A 17167-nucleotide genomic window follows, 5' to 3' on the forward strand; every position below is an offset into this window, starting at 1 on the left:
GGATAATGAGGCATGTCTGTTGCCGCGCCGTTGATCCTGCGTCCTGGTGATGGTGCACGTCTGCGCGAATTGACCCGCTCGTCGACGGCGCCGGCTGGCCATGTCCAGCGGGCCCGGATGGTGTTGTTGGCGGCCGAGGGCTTGCCGAACGCCGAGATCGGGCGGCGGGTCGGGATGACTCGCCAGACAGTGATTGCGTGGCGGGCCCGATACCAGACTGGTGGGATTGACGCGCTGGCTGATCTGCCTCGGTCGGGCCGGCCGCCAGTCATCGACGAGTCCGCGGTGATCGCCTCGACGCTGAACCCTCCGCCGCAGCAAGTCGGGGTGACGCACTGGTCAGCGAGGCTGCTCTCGGATCACCTGACTCGTGACGGGATGCCGGTCAGCTTCGCCGAGGTCGCTCGGATCTGGCGGGACTGGGGTCTGCAGCCACACCGAGCCGAGACGTTCAAGTTCTCCACCGATCCGCAGCTGGAAGCCAAAATCCGTGACGTCGTCGGTCTCTACCTGGAACCACCGGCGAACGCGGTCGTTGTGTGCGTGGACGAGAAGTCGCAGATTCAGGCCTTGGACCGCACAGCGCCGCTGTTGCCGATGCGGTTCGACGACGCGGAGAAACGCACTCACGACTACCGCCGGCACGGCACCACGACTCTGTTCGCCGCGCTCGAGGTCGCGACCGGGAAGATCACGGCCGACGCCTGCTACCAACGGCACACCAACGGCGAGTTCCTCGCCTTCCTCAAGCAAGTTGCCAAAGCCCACCCTCGCGTGAAACTGCACGTTGTGGCCGACAACTACGCCACCCACAACCACCCGAACGTCCGTGCCTGGCTGGCGAAAAACCCACGCATCACCATGCACTTCACCCCGACCAGCGCGTCCTGGATGAACATGGTCGAGATCTTCTTCGGCATCATCACCCGCCAAGCCATCCGCCGAGGCACCTTCACCAGTGTCCCCGACCTCATCGGCGCCATCCGTATCTTCATCGACGCCTACAACGAACGCTGCCAACCGTTCGCGTGGACCAAGACTGCCGATCAGATCCTGACCAAGGCGGCCCGAGCCGGCTCGCCTGCACGAACCTAATTGGGAAACACGACACCCGAGGCGTCGATGAACGGCGGGCGATCCAGCACGACCCCGAGTGCCTGACACGTTGCTGCGACCGCCGCGAACCTCACGTCTCCAACACCGGTATCCGCCGGAGAGTCACGGATGCTGGTCACGGTCACCAGGCGCCCACCACCGTCGCTGCCGCCGCTGCGAACGAGGACGTACCACACGCCCTCGATCGCCTCGGCCACCATCTGCTGATCGGCAGTCCCGCCACTCACCGCGCTGCGGCCATACACGTCACGCCGCCAGTCGAACACCTCGTCCGACACGGCGACCCCGTCCTGGCTGAAGGCTTCGACCCGTACCTCGACATACGCCATGTGTGGCAGGCCACCAACGATCTTCCGCAGTCGGTACGAACTCTCCACGCCCCGATTCTAGAGATCGAGACGGCCACTGTTAAATGACTCCAGGCACGCGACACTAGCGCTGACCAGCGGGCCCTCTCAACTGCAGTGCGGGAGAGGGCCCGCTGTCGTCATCAGCAGCCGCCGCTCTGGCGTGCACCCTGAATTTTGGTGTGCATAGGCCAGTGAGATCTCTCCGAGCCCGCAGGGCCTGTTTCGTCTACCTCGCCAGGGCGATGTGGTGCCTGCGGAAGAGACTGTCGAAGAAGGCCGTGACTATCAGGCGTGCCTGGTTCTCGTCGTGGAGTTCGTTCGTGCCGAACCGATAGACCTTGTAGCCGGCGAGGGCGAGGTCGCGGCTGGCGGCCACGGTACGTGCGTACTCGTTGCCATCCGGGTGCCAGCGTCGCTGGCCGTCTGGGGCTTTTCGTTCGCTTGCGTAGTGCGTTTGGCCGTCGACTTCGAGCACGATTCGGGCGCCTGCCGGTGCTACAGAGGTTGAAAGGCTGAGGTCTCTCGGCGTGTCGGCGTGACCGATGTCGATGACTTCGGTAGGCCGGAGGTATGAGGTATCCGGCTGGTGGTGGCATGAACGCGGCAGCCCGGGTCCGGCGTGAGAGGGTTCGGATCCAGGCCGCGGCCATGTTCGAGGAGTCCAAGACGACCGCGCAGATTGCGTCTGAGCTGCGGGTTTCTGATAAATCAGTCCGCCTGTGGCGGCGGCAGTGGACGGCCGGCGGAACGGCGGCTCTGGCCTCGGCCGGGCGCGGTGGCTCGGACTGCAAACTCTCCGCCGACCAGCAGAAACAGCTGGCCGAGATGCTTGATGAAGGGCCTGTCCTGCACGGCTGGGACGACGCCCGCTGGACGCTGGCCCGGGTCGCCGAGGTGATCGAGCGTCGTTTCGAGGTCATCTACACCCTGCGCGGGGTGTCTTATCTGCTGCACCGCGTCGGCTACAGCCGGCAGGTCCCGACCCGCAGGGCGATCGAACGCGACCCGGAAGCGATCGCGACCTGGCATCGCAGGCGGTGGCCGTCGGTAAGAGGTTAGCCGCGGCCCGCGGCGCCTGGATCTGCTTCCAGGACGAGGCAGGTCAGGTACTTCGCCCGCCGGTGGCCAAGACGTGGGCCCGGCGCGGCCGCACGCCCGTCGTGGAGATCTCCGGCAAGGGCTCCGGCCGCGTCTCGATCGCCGGCCTGGTCTGCCTCAAACCCGGCGAACGCGGCCGGCTGATGTGGCGCACCCGCCTGCACCGCGGCCGCAAAGGCGAACGCGGCAGCTTCGGCGAGGACGACTACATCGCCTTCCTCGACCAAGCCCACCAGCGCCTGCAGGCACCGATCGTGCTGATCTGGGACAACCTCAACACCCACGTCAGCCGCCGCATGCACGCCCTGATCGCCGCCCGGGCCTGGCTGACCGTGATCCGGCTACCCGCCTACGCTCCGGACCTCAACCCCACCGAAGGCGTCTGGCGCTGGATTAAACGCGGCCTGACCAACCCCGCCGCCCGAGGCGTCGACCACCTCGCTGAACTGGTCAAACGTCGGCTACGCGCCTGTCAGCAACAGACCGATCTCCTCGCCGGCTTCTTCGCCAGCACCGGCATGACCCTCGACCCGGAACCGGCATGACAACCCGAACCTCAGCCTTTCAACCTCTGTAGTACGAAAATCGGACGGTCGTGGTCGGGGCTCAACAGCGCCAAGACGGTACGACGACCACCAGACGGCCCGAGTCCGATTTTCACCCCCTCAGGGTCCCGGCGCCAGCCGGGCGAACTACTGACACCGGAAGCCTTCTGGCCCCGCCCGCACCCGGCGTGGGCGGGCGAGCCGACCCGCTGGCCGGCGAGCCGGCCAACCCCTCACCGCCAGACAGCTCAGGCGGGGCCATCGACCACTTGCTATGCCTAACTTCCGCACATCGGCACGTCCGGAAGTTGACGACCAGCATCACCGTCACCCACGGTGACGGTCGGTTCGCGGCAGAAGCGGATACTCCGTGCCGGTTGACACAGCGATGGCCTACGTTGCCTCACATGGGGGACGACGATCTTTTCTGGCCGGCGGACAAGCTGTCCGCCTTGCAACTGGGTCGGCGCTTGGCGGTTGAGGTTCCGGCCTCGGCTCCTCGGCGGAGGGCGTTTGTCAGCATCACACCGAACCAGGCTGCTCTCGACATGCAGGCTCGGCGTGAGGGATGGACTCGCCGCGACACCAACCGCAGCTTCCATGCGAGCATTGGGAGTACGACGCCGACCGCGTCGACGGCTTCGACTACGACATCGGCGCCGGTCTCCTGCGAAGCACCCTGGCGGCCGACGAGACGCAACTGCTGACAGCGCTCCAACTATGGCAACTTCGCCCACGGCAATTCCTCTACGCCTGGGACAGCGGCGACCCCCGATAGCGTGACCGATCGCGGTCAGCATCGAATGCCCTGGCGTGACGGTTCACGAGAAGGCAGCGCGCACGGTCGGCGGCATGATCGCGCGTCGATCTTGGGGCGGATTCGGTACGTTGCCCTGCGGTACCTTGCCGCGGCGCGTGTGTCCCAGGCTGTCAGATACCGTGCACGGCGGCGATGGCGAACGGGAGTTGCGGGGTGCCTGGTCCGACCGGGCCGCCCTTGTCGAGCTGCGAGCGGACGACGTACAGCCTCCCATTCCGGTGCACCAGGGTGGTTGGGAGCTCGAGGGCCTGGTCGGTCACCCGCTGCTCCATCCGGGCCGCCCGGCCGGCGCGGGTAATCCGCCACCGGCTGATGGCATTGGCTGTGGGGTTGGCGTGCGCCACCCACAGACGGTCCCGCTCCAGCAGCATCCCGTCGCCCCACCGCAGGTCGCCGCCGTCTAGGGCGACCTTGCAGATTCCGCCGGAAGACAGGTCAATGCGGTAGAGATCACCGCCGGTCATGTCAACGACCAGCAGATAGCGTCCGGACGGGTCGGCCACGATCCCGTTGAGGGTGACCGTGCCGGGCTCGTGCGGTACTACGACGCCGGCGAGATCGAACGCGGGGGTCAGCGGCGCGCGACCGCCCTGTTCCTGGGCCAGCGCCAGCTGCCGGGGCGTCACCCGGTAGACCGCGGCGCGCAGGCTGTCGGTGAGGTAGGCGCTGCCGTCCGCGGTGATTGTCAGGTCGTTGACCAGGTGCGCGTCCTGGTCGGCGGCGTCGAAGCGGGCCAGCAGGCGACGGCTGCGCAGGTCGTATACGGCGACTCCAGTGGTGGCATCGATCGCCCACAGCCGCCGTTGCCGGTCGACCTTCAGCCCCAACGCCCCGGTGCGTCCGTCGGCGCCCGCGGGCAGGTACTGCTCCGCGACCCGACGCCCGGGCGTCATCCGGTAGATCGTTCCGTCCCGGTACGACCCGACGTACAGCTCGCTGGTGTATGGGTCCGCGGCGATGCCTTCGGGGTAGACCTGGCTGCCGGGCAGTTCGTACGCCGTGGTGACCGCCACCGCGGACCGGGCCTGGGCGGGGGAAACGAGGAGCAGCGCGGTAACCGCGAGTACGGTACGAACAGAAAGCATGGGGACCTCCAGGTCGGGCGGCGGCTAGGCGCTGGCGCGGTTGAGCCGGGCGAGTTCCTCGGCAGCGAGCCGCAACGTGAGGAACGGCAGCAGGTCGGCGAGTTGGGCGGGGGTGCGGGCCCCGGCGATCGGGGTGGCGACGGTCGGCTGGTCGGCGAGCCAGGCCAGCGCGACCGCAGCCGGCGTAGTGCGGTGCGCGCCGGCAACCTCGTCCAGAGCCGCCAGCACGGCCGGGCCGTTGCCGTTCAGGTGTGCGCTTGCCTGGCCGGCGCGGGGGCTGTCCACCGCGGGGCCGCCGGGTCGGTACTTCCCGGTGAGAAAGCCACGGGCCAGCGCGACATACGGCAGGCAGACCAGCCCGGCGCCGGCCACGGTGGGGGCCAAGCCCCGTTCGTAGCCCTCCCGCTGCACCAGGTTGTACTCCGCCTGCAGCGCGATGTAGGCCGCGAACCCCTCGCGCGCCGACGTTTCCAGCGATTCCGCGAGCCGGTCCGCGCCGAAGTTGGACGCCGCGAGGTGCCGCACCGTGCCGGCGCGTACCAGCGCGTCGAACGCGGCGAGGGTCTCGGCAAGCGGAGTGCCAGGGTCGTCGACGTGCGCGAAGTACAGGTCGATGTGATCTGTCCCCAGCCGCCGCAACGAGTCCTCGACGGCGCGCCAAATCGTCCGCGGGGCCAGGTTGTCCAGGCCGGGCAGCGCGCCCACCTTGGTCGCGATCACCATCCGGTCCCGGCAACCGCGGGATCTCAACCAGCGGCCGATGATCGTCTCGGACTCGCCGCCCCGGTTGCCGGGCAGGTGGAACGTGTACCGGTCCGCGGTGTCGATGAAGTTACCGCCCGCCTCGGCGTACGCATCCAGCACGGCGAACGAGGTCTGCTCGTCCGCGGTCCAGCCGAACGGGTTGCCGCCCAGACATAGCGGCGACACCTCGAGGGTTCCGATTCGCATGGCGACAACGTTAGGAACGTGCAGGGCACCAACCGGTTCCCTACCAGCGCTCAGCGTCGCCGTCATCGGCGCCGCCACCGAGTGCGTCGGCGTGCTCCTCGGCCCACCGGGCCAGCACCGACACCGGCTCGAGCAGGCTCTCGCCGAGCACTGTCAGTCGGTACTCCACCCCGGCGGGCGCCGTGCGCAGCGTGCGGCGCTCCACCAGCTTGTTGCGTTCCAGCCTACGCAGGGTCTGGGTCAGCATCTTGTTGCTGATCCCGCCGATCCGGTCACGGAGGTCGCTGTAGCGCTGCGGGCCGCGACCCAGCCCGAACACCACGACGACCGACCAGGTGTCGGCGACCAGACCTAGCGTCGTGCGCGCCGGGCAGTCGGCTAGGAACACGTCGTACCTGGCCATGCTTGCGCTCCTACCGAGGGGCAACGGCCCGCCGCCGACCTTTCACCATGCGGTGTTCCAAGTGATCGAACAGGGCGACCAGAGTCCCCTTGTCTGGCTGACGGATGTACTTTCCGCATGATAAGGCTGATGCGCTGCGGGCCAGAGTCGAGCCGGGGCATCATCGAGATCATGCATATCTGGAGCTGGCCGAAAGCGACCGCCGGACCGACGACTTCTGACTCACACTCATCGGCACGACCGGACGCAGATGTCCCTTGATCAGGTGCACTGACATCGGCCAAAGCCGGACGTGTCCTGCAGGTCGATCCACCAACGCCGCCCCATCAGCGGCATGTCAGTGCGTTCCGTTGTGGTCTGCGCGGCCGATGGGGCTTGCGTCTCGGGCCGGTGGTGCCGAGGTTGGGCGAGTTCCTACGTCGGTGTGGTGGGTCTTGGGGCGAGGGTGGGGATCGATGGAAGTCGGCGCAGTGCCCGGATGGCTAGTACGGCGAGCGGTACGCCTACCGCTAGGACGGCGACAACCTCCACGGAAGCGATCGTGGCGAGTGTTGTGCGCTGCGCCTGGTCGCTGTAGTCGGGCAGGGTTGCGGTTCGCTGGGCGAGCGTGGTTACGGCGAGCAGGGTTAGCGCCAGTGACCATGGCAGTGTGCGAGACGGACGACGGGATACTCGAACGGTCAGGTGGATCACCATGGCGGAAGTGACCGCCGCGCAGGACAGGCCCGGCCAGTCCAGGAGCCTCAGCGCCGGTGTGGTCGCCTGAACGGTGAACAGCGGCACGGGGACGAGGAGGATGCCGATCGGCAGCGCAAGGAGCCAAGGGCGACGCGGCACCGGTGGGCCGCCGTGGTGAAAGGCCGCCATCGCGAGTAGCAGGACGACGTCGATGAACCGAATCCCCCAGGGCGACACGGACAGCGGTACGTCACCGGCGGCTTGTTCCACGGCGGTGGTGATGGCCGGAGGCACGATGGCGAGCAGGGCGACCGCTTGGGCCACGCGCCGGCGTCCGAGGACAAGCGCGATGTAGGCCGGTAACCAGGCGTAGCCGGCGAGATTCCACGCGGTGTGCCAGATGTTCGACGGCGGGCTGAGTGGCCATTCCAGTGCAGGAGCCGGCAACCAGGCGATCTTCCCGGAGAGCCACAGTGTGACGGCGATGCTGGCGGTGACCATGACGGAGTGGGCCAGCATCGCCATCAGGGTCGCCAGTCGCACGGCTTGCCCCCAGGCGTACGAGCGGGGTGGCGCGTCAGCCCCGCCGAGACGCAGCCGAACGGCGAGGGACACGATGCTGGCGACCTCGGACAGGCTCGGTCGGCCGTAGTCCGTGACATACGCGGTGGTCTCGGAGTCGCCGGTGTCCATGCTGTCCAGGAAGGCGGCGACCATGTCGTCTTCCCATTCCTGCCGGTAGGCGGCGGGCAGCAGCCGCAGAACGAACCGGTAGCGCTCCTCCAGCCGGCTCACGACGGTGTCCCCGCGATCGGGTTCCGCCGCTCGCGCAACCGGGTCGAGGCGAGGCGTGCGTTGGCGGCCAGCCGTTGAGCCTCTGCGTCGAGGGCATGGCGACCCCGCTCGGTCAACCGGTAGTACCGGCGTAACCGTCCTTGCCATGCCTCCTCGCGGTCCAGTTCGACCAGGCCATCACCGACGAGTCGGTCCAAGACCCCGTACAACGAGCCGATCTTCAGCTGCACGCGGCCCCGCGACAGTTCCGCCACCTCCGCGACGATCCCGTAGCCGTGGCGCGGAGCGTCGAGCAGCGCGGTGAGGATGAAGAAGGCTGGTTCCGTCATCGCCCGAGAACTCATCCGCCTAATATAGTGGGAGACAGGATATGGTGTGTGCCGGAAGCCGAGCTGGCGCCGGCGGGTTCACCGGGCCCCGGCACGCGCGGAGCCCACGACAAAAAGGAGTGATCATGGGCGACGGTGACGCGGCGGACGCCGGAGACCTGGGCGGGCCGGATTTCGCTCCTGCGATACCGGCGGTGGAGAGCAGCGTCGTCGGCGCCCCGCCCACAAACGGAGCGGCCATCGCCCTGGGTCCCGGATACAGCGGTCAGGTCCTACTGCCCCGGACCCCGCAACGGGTTCGGCCGCTGCCACCAGTCGCAAGCAGTGACCTTGGCGGCGGAGCTGGAGAGGATTCACGGGCAGCGCCGACGATCATCCGTAACGGGGCCGGAAGCTAGCGATCGACCGCGTCGGCACGTCCGGACGTCGCAGACCGGTGCCGACGTCACCTTCGGTGACGAGCGCTTCGCGGCATGTGAGGATGCCGGAAGCCGTGCGTAGGCCGGTCGTGACGAACCGAGCGCTTACCCTGACGAGGGTGAACGTCCGGCAGCACAAGAAGCTCACATCCTGCCTGATGGCGTCGCTGCTGCGTGACGATCTTCCGGCCGTGCTTACGTCTCTGCGTGCAGGTGCCGACCCGAATGCGGCAGACCGCGATGGCACCACGCCCCTCTACCTAGCCTCGGTACAGAACGCGCCTGCGGCTGTGCGGATCCTTCTGAATGCCGGCGCGGACCCGAATGTCGAGAGCGGACACGGCGACGAGGGCACTCCGTTGACGGGGGCCGCGGCATGGGGACACGCAGACGTCGTACGCGAACTTCTTGCGCAGGACGCGGATCCGAATCTTCGCGAGGACCATGGCAGCGGCCTGTCGCCGCTCGACTGGGCTGTCCGAGGCGGCCACTCCGATACGGAGGCTCTCCTGGTAGCCGCAGGCGCGACCTGCCGTCGGCAGACACATCAGTAACGAGGGTGCCAGCCCACGCTCTGCCGGCGCCCTGACAGTGGTGCGTTGAGCTTCAACCACTGGCTCGTATCGTCGTGCTGGCCGCCCGGTCAGCGGCAGATGTGCGAACCTGATCGAGCGTGCGTCTGGGCGCAAGAATCAAGGGTGTGCCGGGTCAGCACTGAGGGCCGGCCGGAAGTGCTGGCCGACGAATCTCCACAGTCCTCGCAATGCGGCTTTTCCGCAATGGGATGTGTCACAGGTGTGCGCCGCCGGTGGCGTCGAGATGCTGGCCGGTGACCCAGCGGGCCTCGTCGGAAGCGAGGAAGGCCACCACGTCGGCGATGTCGGCGGGTTGGCCGACCCGGTTGAACGCGGAGAAGGAGCCCCAGAAAGCGAGTTGTTCAGGGTCGTCCCGCAGCCAGACGGCGTTGCTGTCCACGTCGACGATGCCGGGGACCACCGAGTTGACCGTGATACCGCGTTCGCCGAGCTGCTTGGCGAGGGTGAAAGTGAGAGTGTTGATGGCGCCTTTGGTCAGCGAGTAGGTGACCATCGCGGGTGCGGCGATGCGGGTGGTGCCGGAGGAGATATTGATGACCCGGCCGTTGTCCCGCAGCCGGTTCAGGGCCTGCTGAAGGATAAAGAACGGCGCTTTCACGTTCACGGCGAAGATCTTGTCGAATTCGGCCTCGGTCGTGCGGGCCAGGTCGTTGGAGTTCGCGATGCCGGCGTTGTTGACCACAATGTCGACGCCCGGTTCGGCGCCGGATTCGGTGAGGCCGGCGTCGAAGGCGGACCACAGCGCCTGTGCGTCGTCGGGTACACCCAGTTCAGCGCGGACCGCGAACGCGCGGCCGCCGGCTTCGGTGATGGCAGTGACGGTGTCGTTCGCGGCTGCCTCGTTGGTGCCGTAGTGGACGGCGACGAGGGCGCCGTCCGCCGCGAGTCGTGTGGCGATTGCCCGACCGATCCCTCGGCTGCCGCCCGTGACCAGAGCAGTCTTGCCGTTGAGCAGTGCCATGGTGCCGCGCGACCTTTCTGTAGTAACCACTATATATATAGCCCTGGGCATCAGGCTAGCGAGCGCTATAGAATGTGTCAATGGCCAATGATCGTCCCCGCCGGCGTGGCCGGCCCCGAGCCTTCGATCGGGACCAGGCCCTGTTGACGGCGCTGCACGAGTTCTGGCAACGCGGCTTCGAGCCGGTGTCGGTGGCCGAACTCACTGCGGCCATAGGCATCACGCCACCCAGCCTCTACGCGGCGTTCGGCGACAAGAAGGCTCTGTTCCGCGAGGTGGTCGAGCGCTATCAGCAGACCCACGGCGCGTTCTTCGCGACAGCACTCGCGGCGGAGAAGTCCGTACGCGACGGCGTCGCCCGGGCGCTGCGCGCCGCTGCCGTGGAGTACACCCGACCCGAGCATCCACCTGGTTGCCTCGTCATCAGCGCGGCGGTCAACTGCACCGCAGCGTCGGCTGACATCACCGAACTGCTGCGCGCCCAACGGGCCACCAACATCACCGCACTGCGAAAGCGGATCGAGGCCGATGTCACCGACGGCCGGCTGCCCGCCGGCACCGACGCCGACGGTCTGGCCGTCCTCGTCGGCGTCATCCTGCAGGGCATGTCCCAGCACGCGCGCGACGGCGCAGGCACGGATGAGCTTCTCGCCGTCGCCGAAGCCGCAATGCTCGCCTGGCCCGCGAACGTCAACGCGAAACCGTTGACGGCTGCCTGACCGCCACCTGGTCGATACTCGATCGTCGACCCCAGCAGCCCGCTTGTCCGCAGCCGCAAAGGCCGTTGACATGCTCGCACGCTCCGCATGATCCGATATCCGCTCATCGGCTAGAAGCGGACACCGCATCGATGTCGCAGAGCTGCCGGTAGCAACTCACCGTGGTCTCGATCAAGCCGCGTGGGTCGGCATGGTCAGGTTGACTGCGCGGGGACGTCTCGCCCCTGAGACACCTCGAAATCTCTGGAGAACCGTCCCATTTCGGCTCGTAAGCCAGATCCGATGCCTCAGGGACAGCGTCGACGGCCTTCGCCAGCATCGGCGTGAGCGGCGGATTCAGCCCTTCGGCGGTGGCGCCGGCACGCCGGCGGGCTGGAGTCACCGCAGGACCGACCCACGACATCGAACTCGAATCTCGCTCACCCCCTCTCACATAGTTGAGGGGCGCACAGGGGTGGCGCTGGAAGATGCCGAACGATCGATAGCGGTAGCGGAACGAGAAGCAGAACGAGAAGCAGAACGAGGTCCGCCGGATGCGCCTAGCCCGTGCTTGCACGCCAGCGAAGCTCTTCGAAGTTTCGTAGCTGCTTCCTCACCCCTTCACAAAGGCGCCCTTCGATCGACATGATCGTCAGAGACGGTTGCCGTCCACCCCACTGCCGAGGAGGCCCCATGCGGGTAACCCGAGTCCCAGCCCGTTTCCCACGCGCCACGCGTCACGCCGCCGCAGTCGTCCTCGCCGCGCTCGCGAGCGCCGGACTGGTCGCCGTCAGCGCGCAGCCGGCGTCGGCCACGCCTCCCGGCATCCCGTCGAAGGCGACGGCGCAGTCGCAGCTCAACGCCCTGACCGTGGCGGCGCAGGGCTCGACCAGCGGCTACTCGCGGGACCTGTTCCCGCACTGGATCACCATCAGCGGTAGCTGCAACACCCGCGAGCAGGTCCTCAAGCGCGATGGCACCTCGGTCGTCGTCGATAGCTCTTGCGCTGCCACCTCCGGCCGCTGGTACAGCCCGTACGACGGCGCGACCTGGATGGCGGCCTCCGACGTCGACATCGACCACGTCGTGCCGCTGGCGGAGGCCTGGCGCTCCGGCGCCAACTCCTGGACGACCAGCCGCCGGCAGAGCTTCGCCAACGACCTCACCCGCCCACAACTGATCGCTGTGACGGACAACGTCAACCAGGCCAAGGGCGACCAGGACCCCTCCACCTGGCAGCCGTCCCTGTCGTCGTACCGGTGCACCTACAGCAAGATGTGGATCACCGTGAAGTACAGCTGGGGCCTGACCCTGCAGTCGTCGGAGAAGTCCGCCCTGCAGGCCATGCTCAACACCTGTAGCTCCTGACCACGATCTGGCTGACGGTCCACGCCTTGAGGCGCGGACCATCAGCCGGATGCTAGGTCTGCTGTGGCGGCTGGCTGTCGCCGGACTGCTTGCGCCACTGGCCGCCCGCGTCGGCGGCGAGCAGCCGCTTGACCATGGCAAGTGCCTCGCCTTCGGTGTCGAACTCCCACCGGAGCACCCGCCCGGTCTCGCTGTCGCCGGCGCGGGCAGTGACCTTCCACCGGACCTGGCGGACGAGCCACACATCTCGGCGGCCCAGGCGACCCCAGACCCCGTTCCACCAGCGCGCCGCCACGTCCTCCACCAGGGAATCGTACAAGCGTTCGATCAGCGGATGATGTTGGGTTAGCGATGTGGCCGGGCTGGGGTGTTGTCGCTATCTGGTCGGAAAACGGGCCACTCCGGCGTTGGGCGGTTGGCAGCCCATGCCGACATCACTGGTGCTGAGGGACAGGGCCGTCGTACCGGAAGGTTGGCGGGTCGACCTCGCCGGTGCAGCGGAGGTAGCGGTGCTGCACCGGCTGGCTGGGAAGATCGCGGGCACCGAGGTAGGCGCCGGTCTGCGGCAGGACGATGGCCTGCGGAAGGGGTCCGTCGTTGCCAACCTCGATGTGGGTGATGCGGCCGTCGGCAGGTCCACCGCGCAGCCATGCCTCGACGGCGGGCATCAGCGACTCACCGTCAGTGTGGCGGCGGCTGTCAGCAGCCCGGCGACGGCGGCGACGAGAGCGGCCGCAGCGCCGATGAGGCCGGTAACACCGACAAGGTGCTCCAGTGGTGTTGGCCTGTCCGTGCGCCGTGATCGGCTGCGTCCACCCCGGGTCATGGCGGCACTCCTTGTTGCTGGATGGGACGTGGCATCGTCCCCGTGCGACTACTTCAGCAGGGGTAGTCCGGCCGATCAAAGCTTGATCCGCAAAGTTGTGGACAACTCAGGTGCCTGTGGATAGCCGGATGATCACTGCGATCGTCTGAGATCATGCGCCGCTCGACGCCGGTCCCGAGCGAGGTGGGTTGTCGGAAGCCCCGTCATGCGCCCACCCGTGGTGACCGTCCAGGGTGGGCCGCTCCCTCATGAAAACGGTTTCGGGCAAGGGCCACCAGGGGCCGCTGGTGAGCGCGACGTCGCGGTAGCCCTGCCAGGCCGAGCCGGGGTCCGTATCGAAAACTCGGCGTTGATCGCGCGGCAAACGCCGACCACGCTGGGTTCAGGACGTGCCGGTAGGTCTGGTACACGGCGTGAAGCGCGGACCGCAGCGCCGATCGCTCGGACGGCAGGACGGTGGGCTTGGAAGCGGGTGCTGCCCGCAGGCGCGGATTGAGGTATGGGCGCCGCTGAGACGACCGGCGGCGCCCATACCCCATTGCACCTATGAGTGGATCTCGACGCAGGCCGGCGGCTGGATCTGGCTACCGTCGGTCCATCGGCCGGTCACGCACACCCAGCTGTGGTTGGCCAGGTTCCGGTTGATGTTGAGACGCTTCTTCGCCTGGTCCGAGGGGGCACCCTGGTCGCCGTGCCCCCGGTAGTAGATTCCGTCGCCCCAGACCTCGATCTCCAGGTACTGACCCGTCACGAACGTGATGGTGGCGTCGATGTAGTTGACGTTGAGTCCGCTGCCGTTGACGTACACGCAGCGGTCGACCGGGCGACCCGAGTACTCGCAGCGACCTGCGCTGGCGGACACCGGCTGGGCCAGGCCAGCGGACCCGACCAGGGTTGCGACCAGCAGTGTGATGGCGGAGACAACGTGGCGCACGGAACGCCGTGGCGACCTCTGACGGTGGGTGAACATGTTTCTCCCTGATGTTCTGAGCGGCCGGTGGCCGCCGCGTGCACCGATAGTCGCGAGAGGACGACGCGGACGGCCGAAACGCCGGAACTGATCTTTATAGGGGCTGGTAAAGCGCCTGTCCGGCGTCGGCAACTCCGGAACTGAACCTCTTGCGAATCAATGTGACCATAGGGACACTTAGAGTGAGGAGGAGGTGCCGGTGTCCCCAGCGGACCGTTACGACCCGGTGCGGGCCGCCCGCGTTCGCCTCGGACGAGAGCTTCGCCGTCTCCGTGACGACGCGCACCTGACGCAGCGCGAGGTGGCCGGGTCGATCAAGGGAGGCGGAAGTACAGTCTCCGACCTGGAACGCGGCGCAGGAGCGCGGGCGCCAGCAGAGGACCTCGTAAGCGGATACGTCGAGGTCTGCCTCGCTGCACTCGCGGTGCCGGAGAGTGTACGACAGGCCCGGCGTGACAGCCTGCTCAGTGAATACCGAAACCTGACCCAACTGATCGAGTACGACCGTGAAAACCGCCGGTCGACCGGTCGCCGCGGTGAAGCGATCGAAGCGCTGCCCCGCGACGTGCCGGTCTTCTACGGCCGGGAAGGCGAGATAGCCCGGCTCCTCAAGGCAGGCGGTGAACGACTGGGCGTCCTGCCGATTCATCTCATTGAGGGCATGCCCGGCGTCGGCAAGACAGCGCTGGCCGTGCACGCGGCTTACCAACTGAGCAGCCGTTTCCCGGACGGCACCATGTTCCTGTCGTTGGACACCCACGCACCGGGCCGACCTGGTGTCTCGGCTGGCGACGCCCTCGCCACGCTACTGATCGCCGACGGCGTCGAACCCGCCGCCATCGCGCCCACAACCGAGGCCCGCGTCGCTCTGTGGCGGCACCGAACGGCCCGGCGGCGCCTCCTTCTCATCTTCGACGATGCTGCCTCCTTCGACCAGATCGAACCGCTCTTGCCAGCCGACGGCCGGGCTCTGGTCATAGTGACGAGCCGTCATCGATTGGGCGCGCCAGGGGGCGTCACCCTCGAACTGGCGCCACTGGCCAAACGCAGCGCCCGAGAACTCATCGCTGGCGTAGCCGAACTCCAGGCCGCCGACGAGGCCGAGATCGACGCCCTGGCGGCACACTGCGGTGGCCTACCGCTGGCGCTCGGCATCGTGGCCGGCTGGATGCGGTCGCATCATGCCATTCCGGTCAGCGACATGCTCAGCCAGCTCGGCGGGGCCAGAGGACGGACGATAACCGTGCGCGACGGCAGCCGAACCGTGGCAGCCGCTTTCGAGGTGTCATACGCGAGCCTGCCTCCCACAGGCCAGAGGGCCTTCCGCCTCCTCGGCGTTCACCCCGGGCAGGACATCGACGCCTACGGGGCGGCTGCGCTGAGCGGTACGTCGGTCCACGACGGCCGCGCGGAAGTCGAACGCCTCTTCGAACGCCATCTGCTGGAAGAACCCGCGCTCGGCCGCTACCGAATGCACGACCTCGTCGCCGAGTACGCTGCCAACCTGGCAGCCGACGACCCCGAAGCCGAGGCGGCGCTGAGCCGCCTGTCCGCCTACTACTGTGAGACGGCAACCCTGGCCGACAGGCTGCTCCGTGAACGCGAACCAGCGCCGGGCGGCCGGCGACCGGACCTCACCGATCGGCGCTCAGCTGTGGCTTGGCTGCGTGCCGAACGGCCGAATGCACTCGCACTCATGCGGTTGCAAGCACAGACCAACGATCATGTCGGACTGACTGGGCTATCAGGCGCGTACGCGAATTTCCTGCGGCTGTACGGACCATGGGATCAGGCCGCCATCGTCTACCAAACCGCCGTGGAGGCATCCCGGACGACCGGCGACCGGCATGGGGAAGCCGCCGCACGGTACACGCTTGGCGCCGTTCAGCGAGCGGCCGATGAATATCGGGCTGCGGCGCAAAGCCTGACGGCGGCCCTGAGCGCGTACGAAGACGTAGCTGACCGAACAGGAGTCGCGCATGCCCGAGCCGGACTAGGAGCCGTGCTATGGCGCCTGGGGGATACAGCCGAGGCCGACCGCCAGCTCACCGCTGCGGTCGAAGCAGGACGGAACAGCGGAGCGGAGGGGGAAGCCCTAACCGAGCTGGGCCTGTTCCGGATGATGAGCGACCGCTACGACGAAGCATCCATACTGCTGGCCGACGCCGCGAAACGGCAGGAGGAGTCCGGCGACTCACTCGGTGCGGCACTCGCCTGGCGCGCGCTCGGCAACACCTACTACCTCTCTGACCGCTACCCAGAAGCTCGCGCCGCGCTAGCCCGAGCCTTGGCGATCTTCCAACAGCTTGAGCATCCTGCCGGCACGGCGCTCGCGCTCCTTGGGCTCGGAGGTGTTCAGCGGCTCACTGGCAACTACGAACCAGCAGAGGAAGCCCTCATCCGAGCAATCGAATTGTGCCGCGAGATCTCCAGACCCTCCTCCGAGGCGCAGGCGATGAGCGAGTTGGGTGCCCTACTAGGCAGCACGGGCAGGGCTGAGGCGGGCGAATCCATCCTGCGGGCGGCGACCGCAACCTATCGGGCAATCGACGACCAATTCGGCATCGCCGCCGCGCTCAACCAGCTCGGCGAAGTCTTGCGCCGCCGCGGCGACTTGGCCGGTGCAGAAGAGGTGCTCCGACAGGCAGGGGACCTGTACAGGAAGCTAGACGACCGGCTCGGATCGGCGGCCGTGGCCAACGTTCAAGGCGCCGTGCTGCTCGACGCAGGCTCACCGAATCTCGCCTGGGAGCGCTACGAGACCGGCCACAGTGCTGCTGTAAGCATCGGCAATCCGCTGGAGACCGCACTGGCCCACGAGGGCCTGGGCCGCAGCGGACTAGAGCTCGGCGATCCCAGCGCCCTCGACCACCTCCGAACCGCCGCAGCTATCTTCACCCGGATCGGTGCGGCTGAGGCGGTCCGAGTGACCGAGCTGCTTACCGGCCTTCAGGATGGTTTACCCCCCGAAAACCCCGGCCAATCGCTGGCGAAGGATGACAAGAAGCGATGAGCGCCTGAGGTTTTCCTGTACCTCAGCGACGACTTTCGGCAAGCGCTGACAAGCATGGTTTGGTTACTTTCGGTGCCAAGAGGTTTTGGCAAGCTATGTCAAGCCTCGACGAGGCTTGACATGAGGTTCTGGTGGGTTCAAGTCTC

19 protein-coding genes are annotated in these 17167 nt (G+C 67.4%); 8 read left to right on the forward strand and 11 right to left on the reverse strand.

Annotation, left to right across the window (positions count from 1 at the left end; genetic code table 11):
- The first annotated feature begins 12 nt into the window (after positions 1-12).
- Positions 13-1095 (forward strand): IS630 family transposase, encoded by a 1083-nt coding sequence (locus ABZU74_RS18370; protein WP_355424929.1) that lies wholly within the window; start codon positions 13-15, stop codon positions 1093-1095.
- Here the strand turns inward: ABZU74_RS18370 and ABZU74_RS18375 are convergent.
- Both ABZU74_RS18375 and ABZU74_RS18380 read right to left on the reverse strand, forming a co-directional pair.
- Positions 1092-1493, reverse strand: coding sequence for a hypothetical protein (locus tag ABZU74_RS18375; protein ID WP_355424932.1), 402 nt, complete (start codon positions 1491-1493; stop codon positions 1092-1094). The genes ABZU74_RS18370 and ABZU74_RS18375 overlap by 4 nt on opposite strands.
- Positions 1494-1692: 199 nt before the next feature.
- A complete protein-coding gene (locus ABZU74_RS18380; protein WP_355424935.1) occupies positions 1693-1941 on the reverse strand; it encodes a hypothetical protein in 249 nt (82 codons plus the stop codon).
- A gap of 119 nt (positions 1942-2060) precedes the next feature.
- Between ABZU74_RS18380 and ABZU74_RS18385 the strand changes: the two genes are divergently transcribed.
- The 3 genes from ABZU74_RS18385 (at position 2061) to ABZU74_RS18395 (ending at position 3887) form a co-directional block, all read left to right on the forward strand.
- On the forward strand, positions 2061-2525 hold the full coding sequence (locus tag ABZU74_RS18385; protein ID WP_355424937.1) for a winged helix-turn-helix domain-containing protein: 465 nt from the start codon (positions 2061-2063) through the stop codon (positions 2523-2525).
- A complete protein-coding gene (locus tag ABZU74_RS18390) occupies positions 2504-3109 on the forward strand; it encodes a transposase (protein ID WP_355424940.1) in 606 nt (201 codons plus the stop codon). The genes ABZU74_RS18385 and ABZU74_RS18390 overlap by 22 nt, the downstream gene beginning before the upstream one ends.
- Before the next feature lie 568 nt (positions 3110-3677).
- Positions 3678-3887 carry a hypothetical protein gene (locus ABZU74_RS18395; protein ID WP_355424943.1) on the forward strand — a complete coding sequence of 70 codons (210 nt, stop codon included), beginning with the start codon at positions 3678-3680 and terminating at the stop codon, positions 3885-3887.
- A 152-nt stretch (positions 3888-4039) separates the two neighbouring features.
- Here the strand turns inward: ABZU74_RS18395 and ABZU74_RS18400 are convergent, their stop codons facing one another.
- The 5 genes from ABZU74_RS18400 to ABZU74_RS18420 form a co-directional block, all read right to left on the reverse strand.
- The gene (locus tag ABZU74_RS18400) at positions 4040-5014 is read right to left on the reverse strand and encodes an SMP-30/gluconolactonase/LRE family protein (RefSeq protein WP_355424946.1); all 975 of its coding nucleotides are present in this window, start codon (positions 5012-5014) and stop codon (positions 4040-4042) included.
- Positions 5015-5038: 24 nt separating this feature from the next.
- Positions 5039-5965 (reverse strand): aldo/keto reductase, encoded by a 927-nt coding sequence (locus tag ABZU74_RS18405; protein WP_355424949.1) that lies wholly within the window; start codon positions 5963-5965, stop codon positions 5039-5041.
- A gap of 40 nt (positions 5966-6005) precedes the next feature.
- Positions 6006-6368, reverse strand: a complete 363-nt coding sequence (locus ABZU74_RS18410; protein ID WP_355424952.1) for a helix-turn-helix domain-containing protein — start codon at positions 6366-6368, stop codon at positions 6006-6008.
- A gap of 414 nt (positions 6369-6782) precedes the next feature.
- Positions 6783-7841, reverse strand: a complete 1059-nt coding sequence (locus ABZU74_RS18415) for a hypothetical protein (protein ID WP_355424955.1) — start codon at positions 7839-7841, stop codon at positions 6783-6785.
- Positions 7838-8185, reverse strand: a complete 348-nt coding sequence (locus ABZU74_RS18420; protein WP_355424958.1) for a PadR family transcriptional regulator — start codon at positions 8183-8185, stop codon at positions 7838-7840. The genes ABZU74_RS18415 and ABZU74_RS18420 overlap by 4 nt, the downstream gene beginning before the upstream one ends.
- 523 nt (positions 8186-8708) lie before the next feature.
- Between ABZU74_RS18420 and ABZU74_RS18425 the strand changes: the two genes are divergently transcribed.
- Complete coding sequence (locus ABZU74_RS18425) at positions 8709-9143, forward strand: ankyrin repeat domain-containing protein (protein WP_355424961.1); 435 nt, start codon at positions 8709-8711, stop codon at positions 9141-9143.
- Positions 9144-9378: 235 nt separating this feature from the next.
- On the opposite strand, the gene ABZU74_RS18430 is transcribed toward ABZU74_RS18425, so the two are convergent.
- Positions 9379-10146 (reverse strand): SDR family oxidoreductase, encoded by a 768-nt coding sequence (locus ABZU74_RS18430; RefSeq protein WP_355424964.1) that lies wholly within the window; start codon positions 10144-10146, stop codon positions 9379-9381.
- An 80-nt stretch (positions 10147-10226) separates the two neighbouring features.
- Between ABZU74_RS18430 and ABZU74_RS18435 the strand changes: the two genes are divergently transcribed.
- The gene (locus ABZU74_RS18435; protein WP_355424967.1) at positions 10227-10865 is read left to right on the forward strand and encodes a TetR/AcrR family transcriptional regulator; all 639 of its coding nucleotides are present in this window, start codon (positions 10227-10229) and stop codon (positions 10863-10865) included.
- Between the two features lie 672 nt (positions 10866-11537).
- Positions 11538-12212, forward strand: a complete 675-nt coding sequence (locus ABZU74_RS18440; protein ID WP_355424970.1) for an HNH endonuclease family protein — start codon at positions 11538-11540, stop codon at positions 12210-12212.
- 52 nt (positions 12213-12264) lie between these two features.
- Here ABZU74_RS18440 and ABZU74_RS18445 read toward each other — a convergent pair whose 3' ends face one another.
- The 3 genes from ABZU74_RS18445 to ABZU74_RS18455 form a co-directional block, all read right to left on the reverse strand.
- The gene (locus ABZU74_RS18445) at positions 12265-12516 is read right to left on the reverse strand and encodes a hypothetical protein (protein ID WP_355424973.1); all 252 of its coding nucleotides are present in this window, start codon (positions 12514-12516) and stop codon (positions 12265-12267) included.
- 130 nt (positions 12517-12646) lie between these two features.
- Entirely contained in the window at positions 12647-12880 is a 234-nt protein-coding gene (locus tag ABZU74_RS18450; protein WP_355424976.1) for a hypothetical protein, read from the reverse strand.
- 702 nt (positions 12881-13582) lie between these two features.
- Positions 13583-13972, reverse strand: coding sequence for a hypothetical protein (locus ABZU74_RS18455; RefSeq protein ID WP_355424979.1), 390 nt, complete (start codon positions 13970-13972; stop codon positions 13583-13585).
- 235 nt (positions 13973-14207) lie between these two features.
- Here ABZU74_RS18455 and ABZU74_RS18460 point away from each other — a divergent pair, with 235 nt between their 5' ends.
- Positions 14208-17021, forward strand: coding sequence for a tetratricopeptide repeat protein (locus ABZU74_RS18460; protein ID WP_355424981.1), 2814 nt, complete (start codon positions 14208-14210; stop codon positions 17019-17021).
- Positions 17022-17167: the final 146 nt, after the last annotated feature.

The sequence above is a fragment of the Micromonospora sp. NPDC005171 genome, assembly GCF_040608575.1.
In the GTDB taxonomy this organism is placed as follows: domain Bacteria; phylum Actinomycetota; class Actinomycetes; order Mycobacteriales; family Micromonosporaceae; genus Micromonospora.

Excerpts from the sequence above, each read along its gene's own strand:
- ABZU74_RS18370 (WP_355424929.1), top strand. The coding sequence starts at position 13 with ATGTCTGTTGCCGCGCCGTTGATCCTGCGTCCTGGTGATGGTGCACGT.
- ABZU74_RS18385 (WP_355424937.1), top strand. The coding sequence starts at position 2,061 with ATGAACGCGGCAGCCCGGGTCCGGCGTGAGAGGGTTCGGATCCAGGCC.
- ABZU74_RS18395 (WP_355424943.1), top strand. The coding sequence starts at position 3,678 with ATGGACTCGCCGCGACACCAACCGCAGCTTCCATGCGAGCATTGGGAG.
- ABZU74_RS18400 (WP_355424946.1), bottom strand. The coding sequence starts at position 5,014 with ATGCTTTCTGTTCGTACCGTACTCGCGGTTACCGCGCTGCTCCTCGTT.
- ABZU74_RS18405 (WP_355424949.1), bottom strand. The coding sequence starts at position 5,965 with ATGCGAATCGGAACCCTCGAGGTGTCGCCGCTATGTCTGGGCGGCAAC.
- ABZU74_RS18410 (WP_355424952.1), bottom strand. The coding sequence starts at position 6,368 with ATGGCCAGGTACGACGTGTTCCTAGCCGACTGCCCGGCGCGCACGACG.
- ABZU74_RS18420 (WP_355424958.1), bottom strand. The coding sequence starts at position 8,185 with ATGAGTTCTCGGGCGATGACGGAACCAGCCTTCTTCATCCTCACCGCG.
- ABZU74_RS18430 (WP_355424964.1), bottom strand. The coding sequence starts at position 10,146 with ATGGCACTGCTCAACGGCAAGACTGCTCTGGTCACGGGCGGCAGCCGA.
- ABZU74_RS18435 (WP_355424967.1), top strand. The coding sequence starts at position 10,227 with ATGGCCAATGATCGTCCCCGCCGGCGTGGCCGGCCCCGAGCCTTCGAT.
- ABZU74_RS18440 (WP_355424970.1), top strand. The coding sequence starts at position 11,538 with ATGCGGGTAACCCGAGTCCCAGCCCGTTTCCCACGCGCCACGCGTCAC.
- ABZU74_RS18450 (WP_355424976.1), bottom strand. The coding sequence starts at position 12,880 with ATGCCCGCCGTCGAGGCATGGCTGCGCGGTGGACCTGCCGACGGCCGC.